The organism is Hungatella sp. L36 (genome assembly GCF_014288035.1).
Map to the genome: position 1 here is coordinate 165,104 of NZ_JACOPC010000002.1, position 17,323 is coordinate 182,426.

18 protein-coding genes, 2 tRNA genes and 1 pseudogene are annotated in these 17,323 nt (G+C 47.6%); 20 read left to right on the forward strand and 1 reads right to left on the reverse strand.

The genetic code is table 11. The features are described from left to right. Positions 1-52: 52 nt before the first annotated feature. Positions 53-125 (forward strand) — tRNA-Thr (locus H8S80_RS06340). Positions 126-186: 61 nt separating this feature from the next. Then, positions 187-819, forward strand: a complete 633-nt coding sequence (locus H8S80_RS06345) for a hypothetical protein (protein ID WP_147338544.1) — start codon at positions 187-189, stop codon at positions 817-819. Between the two features lie 179 nt (positions 820-998). Here the strand turns inward: H8S80_RS06345 and H8S80_RS06350 are convergent. Next, a tRNA-Gly gene (locus tag H8S80_RS06350) sits at positions 999-1,069 on the reverse strand. 147 nt (positions 1,070-1,216) lie between these two features. On the opposite strand from H8S80_RS06350, the gene H8S80_RS06355 reads away from it, so the two are divergent. From H8S80_RS06355 to H8S80_RS06435, 18 genes and pseudogenes are all read left to right on the forward strand, one after another. Next, positions 1,217-3,136, forward strand: a complete 1,920-nt coding sequence (locus H8S80_RS06355; protein WP_002604284.1) for a DNA gyrase/topoisomerase IV subunit B — start codon at positions 1,217-1,219, stop codon at positions 3,134-3,136. A gap of 11 nt (positions 3,137-3,147) precedes the next feature. Continuing rightward, complete coding sequence (locus H8S80_RS06360) at positions 3,148-5,385, forward strand: DNA gyrase/topoisomerase IV subunit A (RefSeq protein ID WP_002604283.1); 2,238 nt, start codon at positions 3,148-3,150, stop codon at positions 5,383-5,385. A 36-nt stretch (positions 5,386-5,421) separates the two neighbouring features. After that, entirely contained in the window at positions 5,422-6,273 is an 852-nt protein-coding gene (locus H8S80_RS06365; RefSeq protein ID WP_117632206.1) for a DegV family protein, read from the forward strand. 152 nt (positions 6,274-6,425) lie between these two features. Then, positions 6,426-7,511, forward strand: a complete 1,086-nt coding sequence (gene asd, locus H8S80_RS06370; RefSeq protein ID WP_002604281.1) for an aspartate-semialdehyde dehydrogenase — start codon at positions 6,426-6,428, stop codon at positions 7,509-7,511. A 34-nt stretch (positions 7,512-7,545) separates the two neighbouring features. Further along, complete coding sequence (locus H8S80_RS06375; protein ID WP_117632208.1) at positions 7,546-8,604, forward strand: aldose epimerase family protein; 1,059 nt, start codon at positions 7,546-7,548, stop codon at positions 8,602-8,604. A gap of 100 nt (positions 8,605-8,704) precedes the next feature. Then, complete coding sequence (locus H8S80_RS06380) at positions 8,705-9,589, forward strand: DMT family transporter (RefSeq protein ID WP_002604279.1); 885 nt, start codon at positions 8,705-8,707, stop codon at positions 9,587-9,589. A gap of 25 nt (positions 9,590-9,614) precedes the next feature. After that, on the forward strand, positions 9,615-10,418 hold the full coding sequence (locus H8S80_RS06385) for a nitroreductase family protein (RefSeq protein WP_117632210.1): 804 nt from the start codon (positions 9,615-9,617) through the stop codon (positions 10,416-10,418). A gap of 233 nt (positions 10,419-10,651) precedes the next feature. Further along, a complete protein-coding gene (locus H8S80_RS06390) occupies positions 10,652-11,845 on the forward strand; it encodes an ABC transporter ATP-binding protein (RefSeq protein ID WP_117632212.1) in 1,194 nt (397 codons plus the stop codon). A 318-nt stretch (positions 11,846-12,163) separates the two neighbouring features. Then, positions 12,164-12,301 (forward strand): hypothetical protein, encoded by a 138-nt coding sequence (locus H8S80_RS06395; protein ID WP_006777598.1) that lies wholly within the window; start codon positions 12,164-12,166, stop codon positions 12,299-12,301. 5 nt (positions 12,302-12,306) lie between these two features. Further along, entirely contained in the window at positions 12,307-12,936 is a 630-nt protein-coding gene (locus H8S80_RS34145; protein ID WP_242866213.1) for a hypothetical protein, read from the forward strand. Continuing rightward, positions 12,879-13,385, forward strand: coding sequence for a DUF6017 domain-containing protein (locus tag H8S80_RS34150; protein ID WP_243010347.1), 507 nt, complete (start codon positions 12,879-12,881; stop codon positions 13,383-13,385). Before H8S80_RS34145 ends, H8S80_RS34150 begins: the two co-directional genes overlap by 58 nt. 37 nt (positions 13,386-13,422) lie before the next feature. Next, positions 13,423-13,593: pseudogene (locus tag H8S80_RS06405) on the forward strand (helix-turn-helix transcriptional regulator); the annotation flags it as partial. Positions 13,594-13,620: 27 nt separating this feature from the next. Beyond that, positions 13,621-14,046: a DUF6075 family protein gene (locus H8S80_RS06410; protein WP_006777229.1), complete on the forward strand. Its 426-nt coding sequence runs from the start codon at positions 13,621-13,623 to the stop codon at positions 14,044-14,046. 14 nt (positions 14,047-14,060) lie between these two features. Further along, entirely contained in the window at positions 14,061-14,264 is a 204-nt protein-coding gene (locus H8S80_RS06415; RefSeq protein WP_006777228.1) for a hypothetical protein, read from the forward strand. A 22-nt stretch (positions 14,265-14,286) separates the two neighbouring features. Further along, positions 14,287-15,213: a ParM/StbA family protein gene (locus H8S80_RS06420; RefSeq protein ID WP_055651436.1), complete on the forward strand. Its 927-nt coding sequence runs from the start codon at positions 14,287-14,289 to the stop codon at positions 15,211-15,213. 11 nt (positions 15,214-15,224) lie between these two features. After that, complete coding sequence (locus tag H8S80_RS06425) at positions 15,225-15,674, forward strand: hypothetical protein (protein WP_006776986.1); 450 nt, start codon at positions 15,225-15,227, stop codon at positions 15,672-15,674. Positions 15,675-15,853: 179 nt separating this feature from the next. Continuing rightward, on the forward strand, positions 15,854-16,585 hold the full coding sequence (locus H8S80_RS06430) for a GNAT family N-acetyltransferase (RefSeq protein ID WP_006776984.1): 732 nt from the start codon (positions 15,854-15,856) through the stop codon (positions 16,583-16,585). Positions 16,586-17,070: 485 nt separating this feature from the next. Beyond that, positions 17,071-17,304, forward strand: a complete 234-nt coding sequence (locus H8S80_RS06435) for a hypothetical protein (protein WP_242664021.1) — start codon at positions 17,071-17,073, stop codon at positions 17,302-17,304. Positions 17,305-17,323 lie beyond the last annotated feature (19 nt).

Below are 17,323 nucleotides of genomic sequence, written 5' to 3' on the forward strand. Positions count from 1 at the left end.
CTTTGCTGATATACTATCTAAGGTCCGACAGTTAAGTCTGACAAACAAAGCTGCTTCCGTAGCGCAGTTGGTAGCGCAACGCATTCGTAATGCGTGGGTCGCCGGTTCAAGTCCGGCCGGGAGCTGACTGTAAACCCCTGATTTTATCAGGGGTTTTTATGTTATTACAAAAGAAGAGGGATGCGAGTGATGAAAAGAGTTTTTAAAACAGGTATGATCCTGCTTGCGGCAGCGGCGCTGTTATCCGGCTGTTCCGGGAAGAACGGAAAAGAGGAGACCGCGTCGGCGGAACCGGCCCAGGTGCTGTATCCGGTTGCGATAGACGGGAAAGAGATTCTGGTCGGTGAGACCACGGTACAGACACTTTTGGATCAGGGAATGAATGTGACGGTGTCTGAGATGACGGAGGACAAACAGATCAATCAGTATGAGATCGACCCGGAGGCCGAGCTGGAGCCTAATACTTACTATACCGGCGGATCGATCTGGGTTACGGATTCCATCTTTGCCCATATTTCCCTGGTTACGGATGAAAAGGCTGTTCGTATGGGAGACGCAGTGATCGCCCGTCTGGAATTCAGCCTGGTCAGCGGCGAAGAGAGCGAACTGAAGAGGATCGCCTTTAACGGTGTGCCTGTCAGTGAGATGTCCCGGGAGAAGGCTGGAGAGATGTTTCCAGATTTCAGCGGCGATGACTATATGTGGCTGCAGAAGGGGGAAGACTATGAATATTTCATGTCATTTGACCCAACGGACCATATGTTAAGCAGTTTTTCGCTGGAAAAGGAATACGATGTGGACTGGAGCAGCGAAGAGTAACGAAGGAAAGATTTCGGAGATATATAATTAAAGATCAAAGAGGATGTGAAACACACCCTGATAAAAAAAGAGGATTTCCAGCTTATTTGAATGAGCGTAAATCCTCTTTTTGTCATAAAATTTTCCTGTGGTGAAAATAAAAATGCATGCCCATAAATCAATATTTGGGCAATAAAAAAAGCAGATAACGGGAATCGAACCCGCCTCCTCAGCTTGGGAAGCTGATGTTCTACCAATGAACTATATCTGCTTAGCCAGTTTACTGACACGTCATATATTATAGCACGACTCTGGTATAAATTTCAATACTTTTTTGAAAAAATGTGTTAAAAACTTGCCAAGTGCAGGAATTTCATTGTATAATAGCAAAAGACAATACAAGATGTGGAGGAGTATCATGGCGAAAACACAGTATAATGCGGACAGTATTACCGTACTGGAAGGGCTGGAAGCGGTCCGGAAACGTCCGGGTATGTATATAGGCAGTGTCGGCACGAAGGGGCTTAACCATCTGATCTATGAGATCGTGGACAACGCGGTGGACGAGCATCTGGCTGGCTTCTGTAACCAGATCTGGGTTACACTGGAAGCGGATGGTTCCTGTTCCGTGAAAGACGCGGGACGAGGAATTCCGGTGGAGATGCATAAGAAGGGCATGTCCGCGGAGCGAATTGTATTATCCACCCTTCATGCGGGAGGCAAATTTGATAATGATGCGTATAAGACAAGCGGCGGACTTCACGGAGTCGGCTCTTCTGTTGTAAATGCTCTTTCGGAACGGATGAGCGTAAAGGTATATAAGAACGGTCAGATTCATTATGATGCATATGAGCGGGGCATTCCGACGGTAGAACTGGTGGATGGCCTGCTTCCTACGCTGGGAAGGACGAAGGAGACGGGAACTGAGATCAATTTCCTGCCGGACGGAGAGATATTTGAAAAGACCCGTTTTAAGGCGGACTGGCTGAAGAGCCGTCTTCACGAGACGGCCTATCTAAATCCCAACCTTCAGATCACATATCAGAATAAGAGAGTGGGTGAGGAGGAGACCGTCCTGTTCCATGAGCCGGAGGGAATCATCTCTTACGTAAAGGAACTGAACTCCGGAAAGGCTCCGGTTCACGATCCGATCTATTATAAAGGCACCATCGACCGGGTGGAGGTGGAGGTAGCCTTCCAGTTCGTGGATACCTTTGAGGAGAACATTCTGGGCTTCTGTAATAATATTTTCACCCAGGAGGGCGGCACCCATTTAGCCGGCTTTAAGACCCGTTTTACGCAGATGATCAACAGCTATGCCAAGGAACTGGGGATATTGAAGGAGAAGGACGCCAACTTTACGGGCGCAGATACGAGAAACGGTATGACGGCTGTGGTCGCGGTCAAGCATCCGGATCCCATCTTCGAGGGACAGACGAAGACGAAGCTGGCCAGCGCCGATGCCACAAAGGCGGTCTTCACAGTGACGGGAGACGAACTGCAGCGCTATTTCGACCGGAATTTAGAGATTCTGAAGGCAGTTATTTCCTGTGCAGAAAAATCAGCAAAGATCAGAAAGGCGGAGGAAAAGGCCAAGACGAACATGCTGTCCAAGTCGAAATTCTCCTTTGACAGCAATGGAAAGCTGGCCAACTGTGAGAGCCGTGACGCGGAGAAATGCGAGATCTTCATCGTCGAGGGAGATTCCGCCGGCGGTTCTGCCAAAACTGCACGAAACAGGATGTACCAGGCCATTCTGCCGATCCGCGGAAAGATTCTCAACGTGGAGAAGGCTTCCATGGACAAGGTATTGGCCAACGCCGAGATCAAGACGATGATCAACGCCTTCGGATGCGGCTTTTCGGAGGGCTATGGCAACGATTTCGATATTTCCAAGCTTCGTTACAATAAGATCGTACTGATGACGGATGCCGATGTGGATGGAAGCCATATCGACACCCTGCTTCTGACGTTCCTCTACCGTTTCATGCCGGAACTGATCTATGACGGCCATGTGTTTATCGCCATGCCGCCCCTCTTTAAGGTGATTCCGAAGCGCGGCGAGGAACAGTACCTTTACGATGAGAAGGAGCTGGAGCGCTACCGGAAGACCCACACCGGTGATTTTACGCTGCAGCGCTACAAAGGTCTTGGTGAGATGGACGCGCAGCAGCTCTGGGAAACTACGTTAGACCCGGATCACCGGGTGCTGAAGCAGGTGGAGATCGAGGATGCCCGCATGGCCTCCGAAATCACGGAGATGCTGATGGGCAGCGAAGTTCCGCCGCGGCGCCGGTTTATATACGAGCATGCGGATGAAGCAGAGATTGATGCGTAAGGAGAGGGAACATGGCTGAGAAGATTGTAAAAACAGAATATTCCGAGGAAATGCAGAAGAGCTACATGAACTATTCCATGAGCGTTATCACTGCCAGGGCAATCCCGGATGCGAGAGACGGATTAAAGCCGGTACAGCGGCGTGTATTATATGATATGAGTGAGCTTCGGTTAAACCACGATAAGCCGCACAGAAAGTCGGCGCGTATCGTGGGCGATACTATGGGTAAGTACCATCCCCACGGCGACAGCTCCATCTATGAAACCCTGGTCGTGATGTCCCAGGTATTCAAGAAGGGAATGCCCCTTGTAAACGGACACGGCAACTTCGGTTCCATCGAGGGCGACGGCGCGGCTGCCATGCGTTACACGGAGGCCAGGCTGGAGAAGTTTGCAGAGGAAGTCTATTTAAAGGATCTGGATAAGACGGTTGAATTTATCCCCAACTACGACGAGACGGAAAAGGAGCCGGAGGTGCTTCCGGTCCGTGTGCCGAATCTTCTGATTAACGGCGCGGAGGGAATTGCGGTCGGTATGAGCACCAGCATTCCGCCTCATAACCTGGGGGAAGTCATCGACGTCGTCAGAGCCTACATCGACAATCCTGAGATAACAACAAGGGAACTGATGGAATACATGCCGGGCCCGGATTTTCCAACCGGCGGTATCATCGCCAATAAGAGCGGTCTCGCGGAGATATACGAGACGGGAAGCGGAAAGATCAAGCTTCGCGGAAAGATCGATATCGAACTGGGAAAACGGAAGGCCGACAAGGACAAGATGGTCATTACGGAGATTCCGTATACCATGATCGGCGCGGGTATCAACAAGTTCCTTGTGGACGTGGCGGAACTGGTGGAATCAAAGAAGCTGACCGATGTGGTGGACATTTCCAATCAGTCCAACAAGGACGGCATCCGCATCGTGCTGGAGCTGAAAAAAGACGCCGATGTGGAAAAGATCCGCAACATCCTCTATAAGAAGACGAAGCTGGAGGATACGTACGGCGTCAACATGCTCGCCATCGCCGGCGGCCGGCCGGAGACCCTGAATTTAAAGGGAATCCTCAAAAATTACCTGGACTTCCAGTATCACAACGCAACGCGCAAATACCAGGCGCTGCTGGAGAAGGAACTGGAGAAAAAGGAGATCAAGGAAGGCTTAATCAAGGCCTGCGATATCATCGATCTGATTATCGCCGTGCTGAGAGGCTCCAAGAGCTTAAAGGATGCCAAGGCCTGCCTGATGACAGGAGATATTTCCAACATCAAATTCCGGACAGCCGGATTTGAAAAGGAGGCGGGGGAGCTTCATTTTACGGAGAAGCAGGCCAGCGCCATTTTAGAGATGCGTTTATATAAGCTGATCGGTCTGGAGATTCTGGCCCTGGAGAAGGAGTATAAGGAGACGATGGCGAAGATCGCCGAGTACCAGCATATTCTGGAGAGCCGGGCCAATATGGACGTCGTGATCAAGAAGGACTTGGAGGCCATCAAAGAGGAATTTGCCACACCGCGCCGCACGCTCATCGAGGATGGAAAAGAAGCTGTTTACGATGAGACAGCCGTGGCCGTCTCGGAGGTGGTGTTCGTCATGGACCGGTTCGGCTACTGCAAGCTGCTGGACAAGTCCACATACGACCGCAACAGAGAGACCATCGAGACGGAGAACGTTCACGTGGTATCGTGCTTCAATACAGACAAGATCTGTATTTTCACCAATACCGGCAACCTGCATCAGGTGAAGGCCGCCGATATCCCTTACGGAAAGCTGAGGGACAAGGGCACGCCGATCGACAACTTAAGCAAGTACGACGGCACAAAAGAGCAGATTATCTATCTCTGCAGCGCGGAATCCATGAAGGGCAGCCGCTTCCTCTTCGCCACGAAGCAGGCTCTCGTGAAGAGAGTGCCGGGAGAGGAATTCGAGACAAACAACAGGACCGTAGCCGCTACCAAGCTTTTAGAAGGCGACGATGTGGTATCGATTTTAGTTCTCCGGGCAGAGACTGAGGTGGTGCTTCAGACCTCAAGCGGTGTATTCCTGCGGTTTGCACTGGAAGAGATTCCAGAGATGAAGAAGAATTCCAGAGGCGTTCGGGGCATTAAGCTGGCCCAGGGAGAGGAACTGGAGACGGTCTATTTACTGGGAGAGGATCCGGTGGTCGAATACAAGAAGAAGGAAGTTCATTTGAACCGCTTAAAGATCGGAAAGCGTGACGGAAAGGGCAGCAAGGTCCGTCTTTCATAAGAAAGAGCCTGCGGCAGCCACGGGAAAGGAATCACGGTGAAGAGAATAGGGATATCTGCCGACAGCTCCTGCGATCTGTCGGCAGAAATTGCAGAACAGTATGGAATTACGGTAATCCCTCAGGCCATTATTATGGAGGGAAGGACATACCGGGATGGAATCGAACTGAAACCGGCCGATATCTTTCGCCATGTTTCGGCGGGAGGAGAGATCTGCAGTACGACCGCCATCAATACGGCGGAGTACTGCGGCGCTTTTACGGAGCTTAGGAAGGAGTGCGGTGCGCTGATTCATTTTACCATCGGTTCGGCGCTGTCCAGCTGTTATCAGAACGCAGTTCTGGCCGCGGAGGAAGTTCCTGGCGTCACGGTGGTGGACTCCATGAATCTTACCACCGGAATCGGTTATCTGGCCGTAGCCGCCGCAAAGATGGCGGAGGCTGGCATGGAACCGGAAGTGATTGCAACGAAGCTGGAGAATTTGAAGACCTGCATGGATGTGAGCTTTGTCATCGACAAGCTGGACTATTTACGGAAGGGCGGACGCTGTTCGGCGGTTACCGCGTTCGGCGCCAATCTGCTGAACATCAGGCCCAGCATCAGCGTGAGGGACGGGGAACTGGCGGTGGACAGAAAGTACCGCGGCTCGTTCCGGCAGTGTGTGAGAAAATATATCGGGGAACGGCTCGACGCGGTGCAGGGACGCTGCGTACCGGACGTAATCTTTCTCACCCATGCGGCCTGCCCGGAGGCGTTGGTGGTGGAAGCCAGGGAGCTGATCCGGAGCCGGGGAATCTTTTCGGAGATACTGGTGACGGAGGCCGGATGTACGGTGTCCAGCCACTGCGGCCCAAACACGCTGGGAATTATATTTGCTGTAAAATCATAAAATAAAAGCGTGCGATTCTTTTCCAGGACGTACATTCCAGGAAAATGTCTCTCATAGGCGTACAAATGTATTTTTGTGACGAATAAACCTTGATTTTTTTTTAACTTTGTTATAGGATAGTCTGAAAAAAGAAATGAAATGAGGAGAAAACTATGGAAAAGAAGTTAAAGGTTGGTGTGTTAGGTGCGACAGGTATGGTGGGACAGAGATTTCTTTCTCTGCTTGAGAATCATCCCTGGTATGAGGTGGTGACCGTGGCTGCCAGCCCCCGTTCCGCTGGAAAGACGTATGAGGAGGCCGTAGGAGACCGCTGGAAGATGACGACTCCGATGCCGGAAGCAGTAAAGAAGCTGACCGTGATGAACGTAAACGAGGTGGAGAAAGTTGCCTCCAGCGTAGATTTTGTATTCAGCGCCGTCGATATGACGAAGGAAGAGATCAAAGCGATCGAGGAAGCATATGCGAAGACGGAGACACCGGTCGTTTCCAACAACAGCGCGCACAGATGGACACCGGATGTGCCGATGGTAGTACCGGAGATCAACCCGGAGCACTTCGAAGTGATTAAGGATCAGAGAAAGCGCCTCGGCACAGAGCGCGGTTTCATCGCTGTAAAACCGAACTGTTCCATCCAGAGTTACGCTCCCGTATTAACCGCCTGGAAAGAGTTTGAGCCGTACGAGGTGGTGGCTACAACGTACCAGGCAATCTCAGGCGCAGGCAAGACCTTTAAGGACTGGCCTGAGATGGAAGGCAACATCATCCCATACATAGGCGGCGAGGAAGAGAAGAGCGAGCAGGAGCCGTTAAGACTCTGGGGAAAGGTAGAGAACGGAGAGATCGTCAAAGCGAGCGAGCCGGTTATCACCTGCCAGTGTATCCGTGTTCCGGTCTTAAACGGCCATACAGCTGCAGTTTTCGTGAAATTCCGCAGAAAACCAACCAGGGAGGAATTGATCGAGCGCCTCGTAAGCTTCAAGGGGCTTCCTCAGGAACTGGAGCTTCCAAGCGCTCCAAAGCAGTTTATCCAGTATCTGTATGAAGACAATCGTCCGCAGGTTACCATGGACGTGGATTTTGAAAATGGTATGGGTGTTTCCATCGGACGTCTCCGTGAGGACACGGTGTACGATTATAAATTTGTCGGTCTGTCCCACAACACGGTCCGCGGCGCGGCCGGCGGCGCGGTGCTCTGCGCAGAGCTTTTAACGGCGCAGGGATATATTCAGGCAAAATAGTGACACAAATAAGAGAAACGCGGAGGTAGCTGAAATGGCTTACAGGAAAGAACAGTGGGGAGTTATGCCTTCCGGAGAAGCGGTCACTCTCTATACGCTGTATAATGATAATGGCGTGTCGGCCTCTTTTACCGATTTGGGCGGCACATGGGTGACGATGAACGTGCCTGACAGAGACGGAAAACTCGTCGATGTGGTTCTGGGATATGACAGTGTGGAGGCGTACCTGGAGAATCCGCCCCACTTCGGAGCACCGATCGGCCGCAACGCCAACCGAATTGCAGGGGCGAAGTTTACGCTGAACGGGAAAGAGTACCGGCTGGCGGCTAACGACGGAACGAACAATTTGCACAGCGCGCCGGATCTGTATCACGACCGTCTCTGGGAGGCCGAGACAGAGGAGGGCGCTCTCGGAACCGTCATCAGCTTTTCGCTGTTCAGTCCCGATGGCGATCAGGGATACCCGGGAAACGCCAACATCACGGTGAGCTACACGCTGACACCGGATGACAGCCTGGTCATCGCTTACCATATGGTTTCCGACAGCGATACGGTTGCAAACTTTACGAATCACAGCTACTTTAATCTGGATGGCCAGGACAGCGGAAATGCCATGAGCCAGAGAGTATGGATCGACGCGGATACGTATACGGCGGCGGACGCAGGCTCCATTCCGACCGGAGAGATCGTGCCGGTGGCAGGTACGCCTATGGACTTCACTGCCATGAAGGTGATCGGCCGCGACATCGAAGAGGAGTATGAGGCTCTGATTCTCGGCAAGGGCTACGATCATAACTGGATCTTAAACCACGCTCCCGGGGAGACCGAACTTTCCGCGGCAGCTGAATCCGACAAAACGGGGATCCGCATGGAGGTCTACACGGACCTTCCCGGAATGCAGTTCTACACCGGCAATTTCCTCGGCGCAGGTCCGGCCGGCAAGAACGGCATGGTATATGCACCGAGATACGGCTACTGCTTTGAGACACAGTACTATCCAAACGCAGTGAATATGCCGGAATTTCCTTCGCCGGTACTGAAAGCGGGAGAGGAATACCGGACTACTACGATATACCGGTTTACACGCTGGTAACGCTTTAAACACTGCAGCACCATAGAAAGCAAAGGGCTGCCACGGCCATAATCCGGCCTTGGCAGCCCATGTGTATGTGAAAGGACATTAGGGAAGACCTATGGGTACGAAAGACGGAAAAGGAATCAAAATACTGGCAGCTATCGGGCTGATCATCACGACCATCATCTGGGGAAGCGCATTTGTTGTCATGAAAAATTCGGTGGATATCATTTCCCCCACCTACTTACTGGCGCTTCGCTTTACCATAGCGGCTATCGCACTGATCCTGGTATTCTGGAGAAAGGTGATGAAGATCAACAAATCGGATTTATTCTGCGGGGGACTGCTGGGCGTGTTTCTCTTTGTCAGCTATTTCTTTCAGACGTATGGATTAAAGTACACGACGGCCAGCAAAAATGCGTTTATCACCACACTGTATGTGATCCTCGTACCATTTCTTCACTGGTTCTTTAACCACAAGAAACCGAAGAGAAATAATGTCATCGCTGCCTGTATCGCGGTTGTGGGCCTTGCGCTTCTGTCGCTGGAAGGGGATTTATCCATCAACCTCGGAGATTTGCTGACCCTGATCTGCGGCTTCTTCTACGCGGTCCACATCGTATTTATTGACCGCTATACGACGGATCACGACCCGGTCACGATGACGGTGCTGCAGATGGTGGTGGCTGCGGCCCTGAGCTGGATTATCGCGCCGATTCTGGAAGGGCCGTTTGACGGAGGGGTAATTGACAACACGATGATGATCGGTCTTTTGTATCTGGGGATTTTCAGCACAATGATCGGGTTCCTGCTCCAGAATGTGGGACAGAAATATTTAACGCCGAACACCTCATCCATTCTCTTATCGTTTGAATCGGTATTCGGTCTTATCTTTTCCGTGATCTTCCTGGGAGATCCGCTGACAGTCCGGCTGATGGCCGGCTGTGTATTCATGTTTGCGGCAGTGATTCTCTCCGAATACAGGAAAAAAACGGCATCTTAAAATGAAGTGGGAAAAGGAGAACTGAATGATGAACAGTGCAGTTATAATTGATGAAGAACGGTGTATCGGATGTGGTCTCTGCGTGCAGGACTGTCCGGGAAACGCGATTGTATTAAACGAGAAAAAGGCCGCTGTCAAACGGCCCTGCATCACCTGCGGCCACTGTGTGGCAGTCTGTCCCTCCGAGGCGGTTTCCATACCGGAGTATGATATGGCGGGGGTGGAAGCGTATCAAAAGGATTCGTTCACCGTATCTCCGGAAAACTTTCTTCACGCGGTAAAATTCCGCCGAAGCATCCGCAGCTATAAGGATACACGGATCAGCCGGGAAGTGCTGGAGCAGATCATCGAAGCGGGGCGCTATACGGCAACGGCGAAGAACGCACAGGCATGTACCTTTGTGGCAGTACAGACACGCCTCCCCGAGTTTAAGGAACTGTTCTGGTCAGAATTTCCCTACATTCTGGAGATCCTGCGGGAGACGAAACCGGACTACGTGCGCGCCTTTACGCGTTTCTATGAGAAATGGAAGAAGGACCCCAAGGATGACACCTTCTTCTTTAATGCGCCGTGCCTGCTGATTACGGCAGCAGACAATCCGCTGGATGGAGGTCTGGCGGCGGCCAATATGGAAAATATGGCGGTGGCCGAGGGCGCAGGTGCCCTATACAGCGGCTATCTGCAGAGAACGGTCAGCGTGAGCCCGAAACTGATGGAGTGGCTGGGACTCGAAGGCAGAACTCTTGCCTGCTGTATGCTTCTGGGGTATCCGGCCGTGAAATATCAGAGAACGGCGCCACGGAAGACGGGCGACATCCGGTTTTTATAATCTTCATAGAGCTTATAAGAGACGGTTTTAGAGGCTGGACCATTTCCCAGTATTAACGATTGAAAAGATTATAGGAAAGTGCTGCAAAGGACCTGTTTCCAATGAATTGAAACACTGGAAATAAGGCTTTTGCAGCACTTTTTTTCGATCCTGGCCAGTTGGGAGTGAAATTTACCTAATGCTGGTAAAGGAGTGGGGAAAGATCATAAAAATAGTCTGACAGGAGTGAGAGTATGAAAAGAAAAAAGAAAAGCAGAGGGAACCTCCTTTATTTGCTGAAGGAAGCGTGGCGCAGCAAGAGAATCCTGTACCTTTATTTTGTTTTAAACATCGTGTTTACACTGATTTTGTCGGCGGCGGCGATCCTTACTCCCAGATATTTAATCGCAGAGCTGACAGGAGAAGCGAGAGTGAAGGCCGTGATCACGATTGCTGCAGTCTTTTTTGTGGCAACCGCGGCGGCAGGAACGATCTCAGCCGTTGTGAAGGCCGGATATGAGATGGATATTTCCCGTTTCCGGTATTCCTTTATCAGCAGGATGAAGGAAAAGATCATGCGGGTACGGTACGAAAAGCTGGAAGACCCCAAATACTTAAATGAATTCTGGCGTGTCACCTCGGCCACCTCCGATATCGAATTCGGGGTCCAGGGAATTTTGACCCAGTTATTTGTGCTGTCGGCAAATGGTGTCTCAGCCGTGTTTTATTTAAGCGTTTTAGGAAAACTTAATTTTCTGATCGTTCTCCTGCTGATCGCTGATATTTACATAGTCTATCTCTTAAGGGAAAAAGCCAGTAAGTATGAGGTGGAGATATCAAGGAAGGCATCACCGTTTGGAAGGCGTCAGCGCTACCTGACGAATGTCATGGGCAACCTGGCTTATGGAAAGGATTTGAGAATCTACGGCCTCTCCAACATTTTGCTGGAGAAGCTGATGCTTAACCACAAATCCAGACGAAAGATTGATGTGGATATCCAGAAACACCATTACGGTGCAGACCTTGCAGAAAGCATCCTTTCCTGCGTCCGTGATATCATTATTTACAGCTATCTGATCTGCAGCGTCCTTGAGGGACGGATTTCCATTGCTGATTTTACTATGTGTTTCATGGCGGCAGCAACACTTACGGTTACGCTGGAAAAGGTATTTGAGGATATGGCATTTGTAAAGGGCGATTTATTCCGGATTGACGAGATGAGAACGTTTCTGGACCTTCCCAATGAGGATGAGGGCGGACCGAAAGAAACGGTACCCGTTCCGCAGGCGGATCACTATGAGATCACCTTTCGCCATGTGAGCTTTCATTATCCGGGGACGGATGAAAATGTGTATACAGATTTCAGTTTTACGATAAAAGCTGGTAAGAAGCTGGCAATCGTCGGTATCAACGGTGCTGGTGACCGTGTTATAATAAGACCAAGTTAGCAAGGAACCCAATGAAATCAAGGGTTTGCGGCTGCTTAGGTCTTAATTTATTATACCACAATCGAACTGCTTTTTCATGAAAATCCAGTGTCGTTTTCCAAAGAGTGGGATATTTTTTAGGATCAAGGCCGCAACCGAGTGGTTTGGGACCTGCTTATACTTAGTCCTATTCCAAATATCCTTTTCTTTTACTTCGTCTGAAGTAAAGCTCTCTTTCGGGAGAACAGCGCTGTTAAAAATAAATGAATATAGAGGACTAAGTGAAGCAACTTTGTTAGCTGATCTTAGTCCTCTTATGCGTTTTAGGAGGAAAAGGGTATGCAGATAGTATTTATTGGTATTGGTTTTTTGATTACTTTGTCAGCGGTTGTAAGTATTGCCCTGGCTGTAACGGCAAAGAAATCTGACGAAAGATTACGTGCCATCTGTACCTCTCTTGAAGAGAAGGGCAGGTGAATGGGATGCGGGAATATACAACAGGAAATTCGATTGTAGATGCAAGCGCGGAAATCAGCATTACGGGTAATATTACACCGCAGACATGGTATAAAACGATTGTAAAGGAAACAGGCAAACCGCATTTAACCGCTATTGTCATACTCGCGGATATTGTTTACTGGTATCGCCCAACTGAATTGAGGGACGAAAGTACCGGGCAGATTATAGCCATACGTAAGAAATTTAAGGCGGATCTACTCCAGCGAAGTTATCAGCAAATAGCGGAGCAGTTTGGTTTAAGCAAAAAGGAAGCTACAAATGCCATCATTTTTCTGGAAAAATTAGGCGTGATAAAAAGAGTTTTTAGGACGATCAATCTGAATGGACTTGTTGTAAATAATGTACTGTACATTGAATTGATCGTTGAAAGACTGAAAGAATTAACATATCCACGCTGTTATGATCCCCCTATCCCTTTTATGGGAGACAGGGGTGAAGACATTAAAGAGGAAATCATTGAAGAACAGTGCTTTGCTGAGAAAAATAGCGAGATGGTAGTCTTTGGAGAGGGGGCTGTCCCCAAAAAAGGGAGAGGGTGTCCCCCAGAAAAGAGATACCTGCCACGCCGAAAAATAGCAGGTGCCACTTTGTAGAAGGTACAGCACTATCTGTCAACAGGCAGACAAATACAGATATTACCACAGATATTTCAACTACAGATTATACCATCCAATCATATCAGGACACATTGCAGGCATTTCAAGAGAAGATTGGATATGATGCGATATGTATTGATCGTCCATTTGATGTGGACCGTCTGGATGAAATTGTGGGAATTGCGGTTGACGTACTGACAACAACGAAAGATACAGTACGGATTAATCAGGAAGAAAAGCCGACGGCCATTGTTAAATCCGTGTTCTGGAAATTGGATATGTTTAGAATACAGTTTATTTTAAATAGCCTGACAGAGACGAAAACAAAAATCAGGAATATGCGGGCAGTATTGCTAACAGCCTTATATAATTCAGCATTCACATTAAGTAATTCCGTTATGAATCAAGTGGTGATGAATGGTGACATCTCCCCTGAACATGTATGAGTAAAGGGGGTGATGAACAGTAACCAGGGTTAGACAATTACGCATAGCGAAGGATTTGACACAGTGGGAATTAGCGGACAAGCTGGGTATCAGCCTCCGTACATATCAGAGAATCGAATACGGGCAGCAAAAGCCGTCCTACAGAGTCATTTTAATCTTGCAAAAGATATTTAACGAGAATATTGAATCTATCCTGCAGGAATTATAACTGCCAAATAAGAAGTGGAGGAAATGTATGTTTGATATTAACAAATTGGAAGTAATGGACATAGTATTTGCCGATGAAGCACATGAGCGCTTCTTTCGTGAGAAGGTGCGGGAACTTCCAAATTCGCGCAGGGACAATGAAGAGATTGCTATGATATATACTCTTGGCATCTGTGACAAGACAAGAGCTGCTTTTTCAAAAATTGTGGACCAGAAAACATTACAGGTGAATCCCTTGGTTTTATTCGCCGGGTGGCAGACCTCCGCTTCGGAAAAAGTGACACGGCTGGCGATAAACCTCTATACCGGATTTGCACAGGAAGTGAAACGGGACAATTCGGAAGAAGGGTATTACATAGGGGTAGACAGTTCGGTTTATGCGGTTGGAGAAATTTTTGACTGCCCATATGCAAAATATTTTCTTGAAGCCGTTAAACTGCGTTATGACATATAAAAGAGGTAGAAGCGATGAAAATGTATAAGATTGACCAAATCATTGAGTTATTACGGTTAGGAAAAGAATCAGAAGATGACTATGTAGGATTTGAGAACAATGAAAAGGGAAACCTAGTTATTACATTAAAGCAACATGCCCCAGATTGGGAAGATGAAGAGGGATTCGGAGAAGCGGTTGAAGAGGTTGAACTTTTGGAACATGCTGGAGAATATTAAACATAAGGAGGAAACAGTCATAATGGATAGAGAAATACTTGGAATCGACCACGGCAATAGGCAAATGAAAACAGCGAATACGGCATTTTTGTCTACAGTGACGCAAAACAAGGTGAAAACCAGTAATTTAAGCCAGATTTTAGAATTTAAGGGGAAGTATTACTCAATCGGTGGCAGTAGGGAAGATGTGGATACAAAAGTCGATAAGACGGTGGACGATGATTACTATATTCTCACATTGGCGTCACTTGCCGCTGAATTGAAAGCCAGAGGTAAGAATCAGGCGGCTGTCAGGCTGGCTACAGGATTACCGCCTCGGTGGTATGAATCACAAATGAAGGCGTTCAGGAAGTATTTGGGCAGGGAGCGGGAACTGTGTTTTCGTTATCAGGGGGAGGAGTTCAATGTCTATCTGGAAGGTGTTAGCGTATATATGCAGGGATTTGCCGCGATCACAGATATCTTGGCAGAGACACAGGGAAAGTCCTGTCTTCTGGTAGATATTGGAGGTGGGACCGTTGACGGGGTTCCGATTGAGAACATGCGGCCCAGTGGAGCACAGCCTATTATAGATAATAATGGCACAATAAAATGTATATCCAATGTAAATGAGGTATTAATGGCTGAGTTTGGAGAGAAGGCCAAACCATATATCATTGAAACGATTATGCGGACAGGTACTTATGCAGGCGACGAAATGTATCTTCGTGTAATCCGCAGGGAATTGAACAAATATACGGAATACATTTATAACCTGATCAAGAAGCATGGATACAATCTGCATTTGGAAAAAATAATCTTTATGGGTGGAGGAGCCTCAATCATGCAGAATTTTGGCGATAACGAGGGTAAGGATGTGATCTGCATTCCAGATATACACGCAAATGCAAGAGGATATGAAGAAACCTTAAAAAGCATATGGAAGGCCAGGCAGAACATGGCCGGTTAAGGAGGCCATAAATGGACGACAAATATGTTACAACGCTTCGGCTTTATAAAAATAACCCGGCGCATTTCCAGGCACTAACCTGTCTGGAAGCGTACAACCGGGAGCTGTTCGCTTCTCAAAATGACTTTATTGCCGAGGCGGTAATCCACTATTCAGAGTATCTGAAACAGAAAACAGAATATGAGAAGCTGGAACGTACCTTATCAAATATACGAGAGAAGGAGGATTACTTTCGTGAACTGACAAAACGAGCCTTGGAAGACGTGCTGGGATCAATGCAGATAACTACCATTCCGGCAGTGGCTGAAAGCGATATGAAAACTAAAGAGGAACAGGAAACCAATAGTGAGAGTGAGCGGCCGGCAGAGATGACGGATCAGGCGACGGAAAAAGATTTTAATTTGCTTGATTTCTATAGTTCATTCACTGGATTTGAAGACGAAGGAGAAGATAGAATATGACGATATTGTGTGCTATAATAAAATTTATAGGAAAATTGTTGCTTGGAATTGCTTATGCGTTATTAAAAATTGCATCATTTAGTGTCAAAGTGATAGGCTGCATGTTTTTGTTTGTATTTCATATTTTCATGCTTTTAGTAGACGGAACCCGATTCTAAAAACTCAAGGAGAATACGATCATGGCTATTTGTGAGATTTGTGGCGGAGAAATGCTGGAACGTGTGGGTTGTAAAATAGGGATATGTGATTGTAACGGGAAAAGTTATCCGCGTATCAGGTTTGGGGCAGAGAAAAGGTTTGAGGATGTGTTTGGTGAAGAGGATAGCTGTCCGGATTGTTTAGCACCATTTGGGAGTTTTCACCATTTTGGCTGTGATATTGAAGAGTGTCCAGTATGTGGGGAGGCAATCTATGGTGATTGCAAGTGCGATTTAGTTTTTCCTGATTTAGAAGATTTGGTCATCATTAAAAGGGCTGAACAGGACGATCTGCAGAAAATTCTTAATTTACAGTATTTGGCTTATCAGAGTGAAGCAAAGCTTTTTAATAATCCTGATATTCCACCCTTGAAGCAGTCTCTTACGGATGTTGTCAATGAATACCAGAAAGGTATTGTACTTAAAGCAGAAGACGTAAAAGGCAATATCATTGGTTCGGTTAGGGCTTATTCTGAAAATGGCACAGTCTATATTGGAAAATTGATTGTTCATCCTGAAAGACAAGGAAAAGGGATTGGAACAAAACTTCTTATTAATATTGAGAATGAGTATCCTGGGTGCAGGTATGAACTATTTACAAGCACTAAGAGCGAAAAAAATATTTGTCTTTATGAACGTCTTGGTTACGCGATTTTCAAAGAGAAAGAAATAACAGAGGAATTAAAATTTCTTTATTTAGAGAAACAGAACTAAAAATTACCAGGAAAAAGTAATATGTAAACAGTGAATAATGAGTATCTCTGCAGTAGGCTGATTCGTCAGCCTGCTTTTTTTGTGTGAAGAATTGAAAATTAATGGAGCGGGGTAGTGTAAAGAACATATCTGGATGCTTGACCAGAAGAATGCAGGGCGGTACTGCACTCCGCAATCAAAGGGATAAAATTTCATTTCTAAATTACATAAAGATATCAAATAGGGCAGAGATTTTGAAGGAGGGACAATTTCAATCCCAATAGGGATGACTGCTGTAATGTAAAAATGTTCAGCGAAAGATAAAAAGAAAAATTGGAAATGAAATATCCTTTGGATTATATGCAGGCTGGCAGAAGGGAGGTGGATATGAACAGGATACGTGATGAGCCTTTAACAGATTCCGTATGGACCAGGGGAGGACACGCTGATGTGTAGTAACCTGTTTTGCGCCGATATGGCTATTGAGGCAAAAGGGGGTACTGGATTTGAATAAGACAAGCTTTGAGTATGGAGGATACCATTTCTATCCATTACGTACATTTACCGCAGAAGATGGTGATTTTTATGAATTAACTCGCAAATTGGGACAGGACCGGGAAATCGGACTGACAAAATGTGATGAGACATGGCAAAAATATCCATATGATTATGAAGAATTTTACAAAGCTGCGGGCGGCAAGGTATTTGATATTTTTCTCTGTGAGGAGAATGGCAAGTAATATGTACCATGCGCCTATG

Coding starts and splice junctions, on each gene's coding strand:
- H8S80_RS06415 (WP_006777228.1), top strand. CDS start 14,061: ATGAAAATGTATAAGATTGACCAAATCATTGAGTTATTACGGTTAGGA.
- H8S80_RS06395 (WP_006777598.1), top strand. CDS start 12,164: ATGCAGATAGTATTTATTGGTATTGGTTTTTTGATTACTTTGTCAGCG.
- H8S80_RS06420 (WP_055651436.1), top strand. CDS start 14,287: ATGGATAGAGAAATACTTGGAATCGACCACGGCAATAGGCAAATGAAA.
- H8S80_RS06355 (WP_002604284.1), top strand. CDS start 1,217: ATGGCGAAAACACAGTATAATGCGGACAGTATTACCGTACTGGAAGGG.
- H8S80_RS06390 (WP_117632212.1), top strand. CDS start 10,652: ATGAAAAGAAAAAAGAAAAGCAGAGGGAACCTCCTTTATTTGCTGAAG.
- H8S80_RS06430 (WP_006776984.1), top strand. CDS start 15,854: ATGGCTATTTGTGAGATTTGTGGCGGAGAAATGCTGGAACGTGTGGGT.
- H8S80_RS06385 (WP_117632210.1), top strand. CDS start 9,615: ATGATGAACAGTGCAGTTATAATTGATGAAGAACGGTGTATCGGATGT.
- H8S80_RS06375 (WP_117632208.1), top strand. CDS start 7,546: ATGGCTTACAGGAAAGAACAGTGGGGAGTTATGCCTTCCGGAGAAGCG.
- H8S80_RS06380 (WP_002604279.1), top strand. CDS start 8,705: ATGGGTACGAAAGACGGAAAAGGAATCAAAATACTGGCAGCTATCGGG.
- asd (WP_002604281.1), top strand. CDS start 6,426: ATGGAAAAGAAGTTAAAGGTTGGTGTGTTAGGTGCGACAGGTATGGTG.
- H8S80_RS06360 (WP_002604283.1), top strand. CDS start 3,148: ATGGCTGAGAAGATTGTAAAAACAGAATATTCCGAGGAAATGCAGAAG.
- H8S80_RS06410 (WP_006777229.1), top strand. CDS start 13,621: ATGTTTGATATTAACAAATTGGAAGTAATGGACATAGTATTTGCCGAT.
- H8S80_RS06425 (WP_006776986.1), top strand. CDS start 15,225: ATGGACGACAAATATGTTACAACGCTTCGGCTTTATAAAAATAACCCG.
- H8S80_RS34145 (WP_242866213.1), top strand. CDS start 12,307: ATGCGGGAATATACAACAGGAAATTCGATTGTAGATGCAAGCGCGGAA.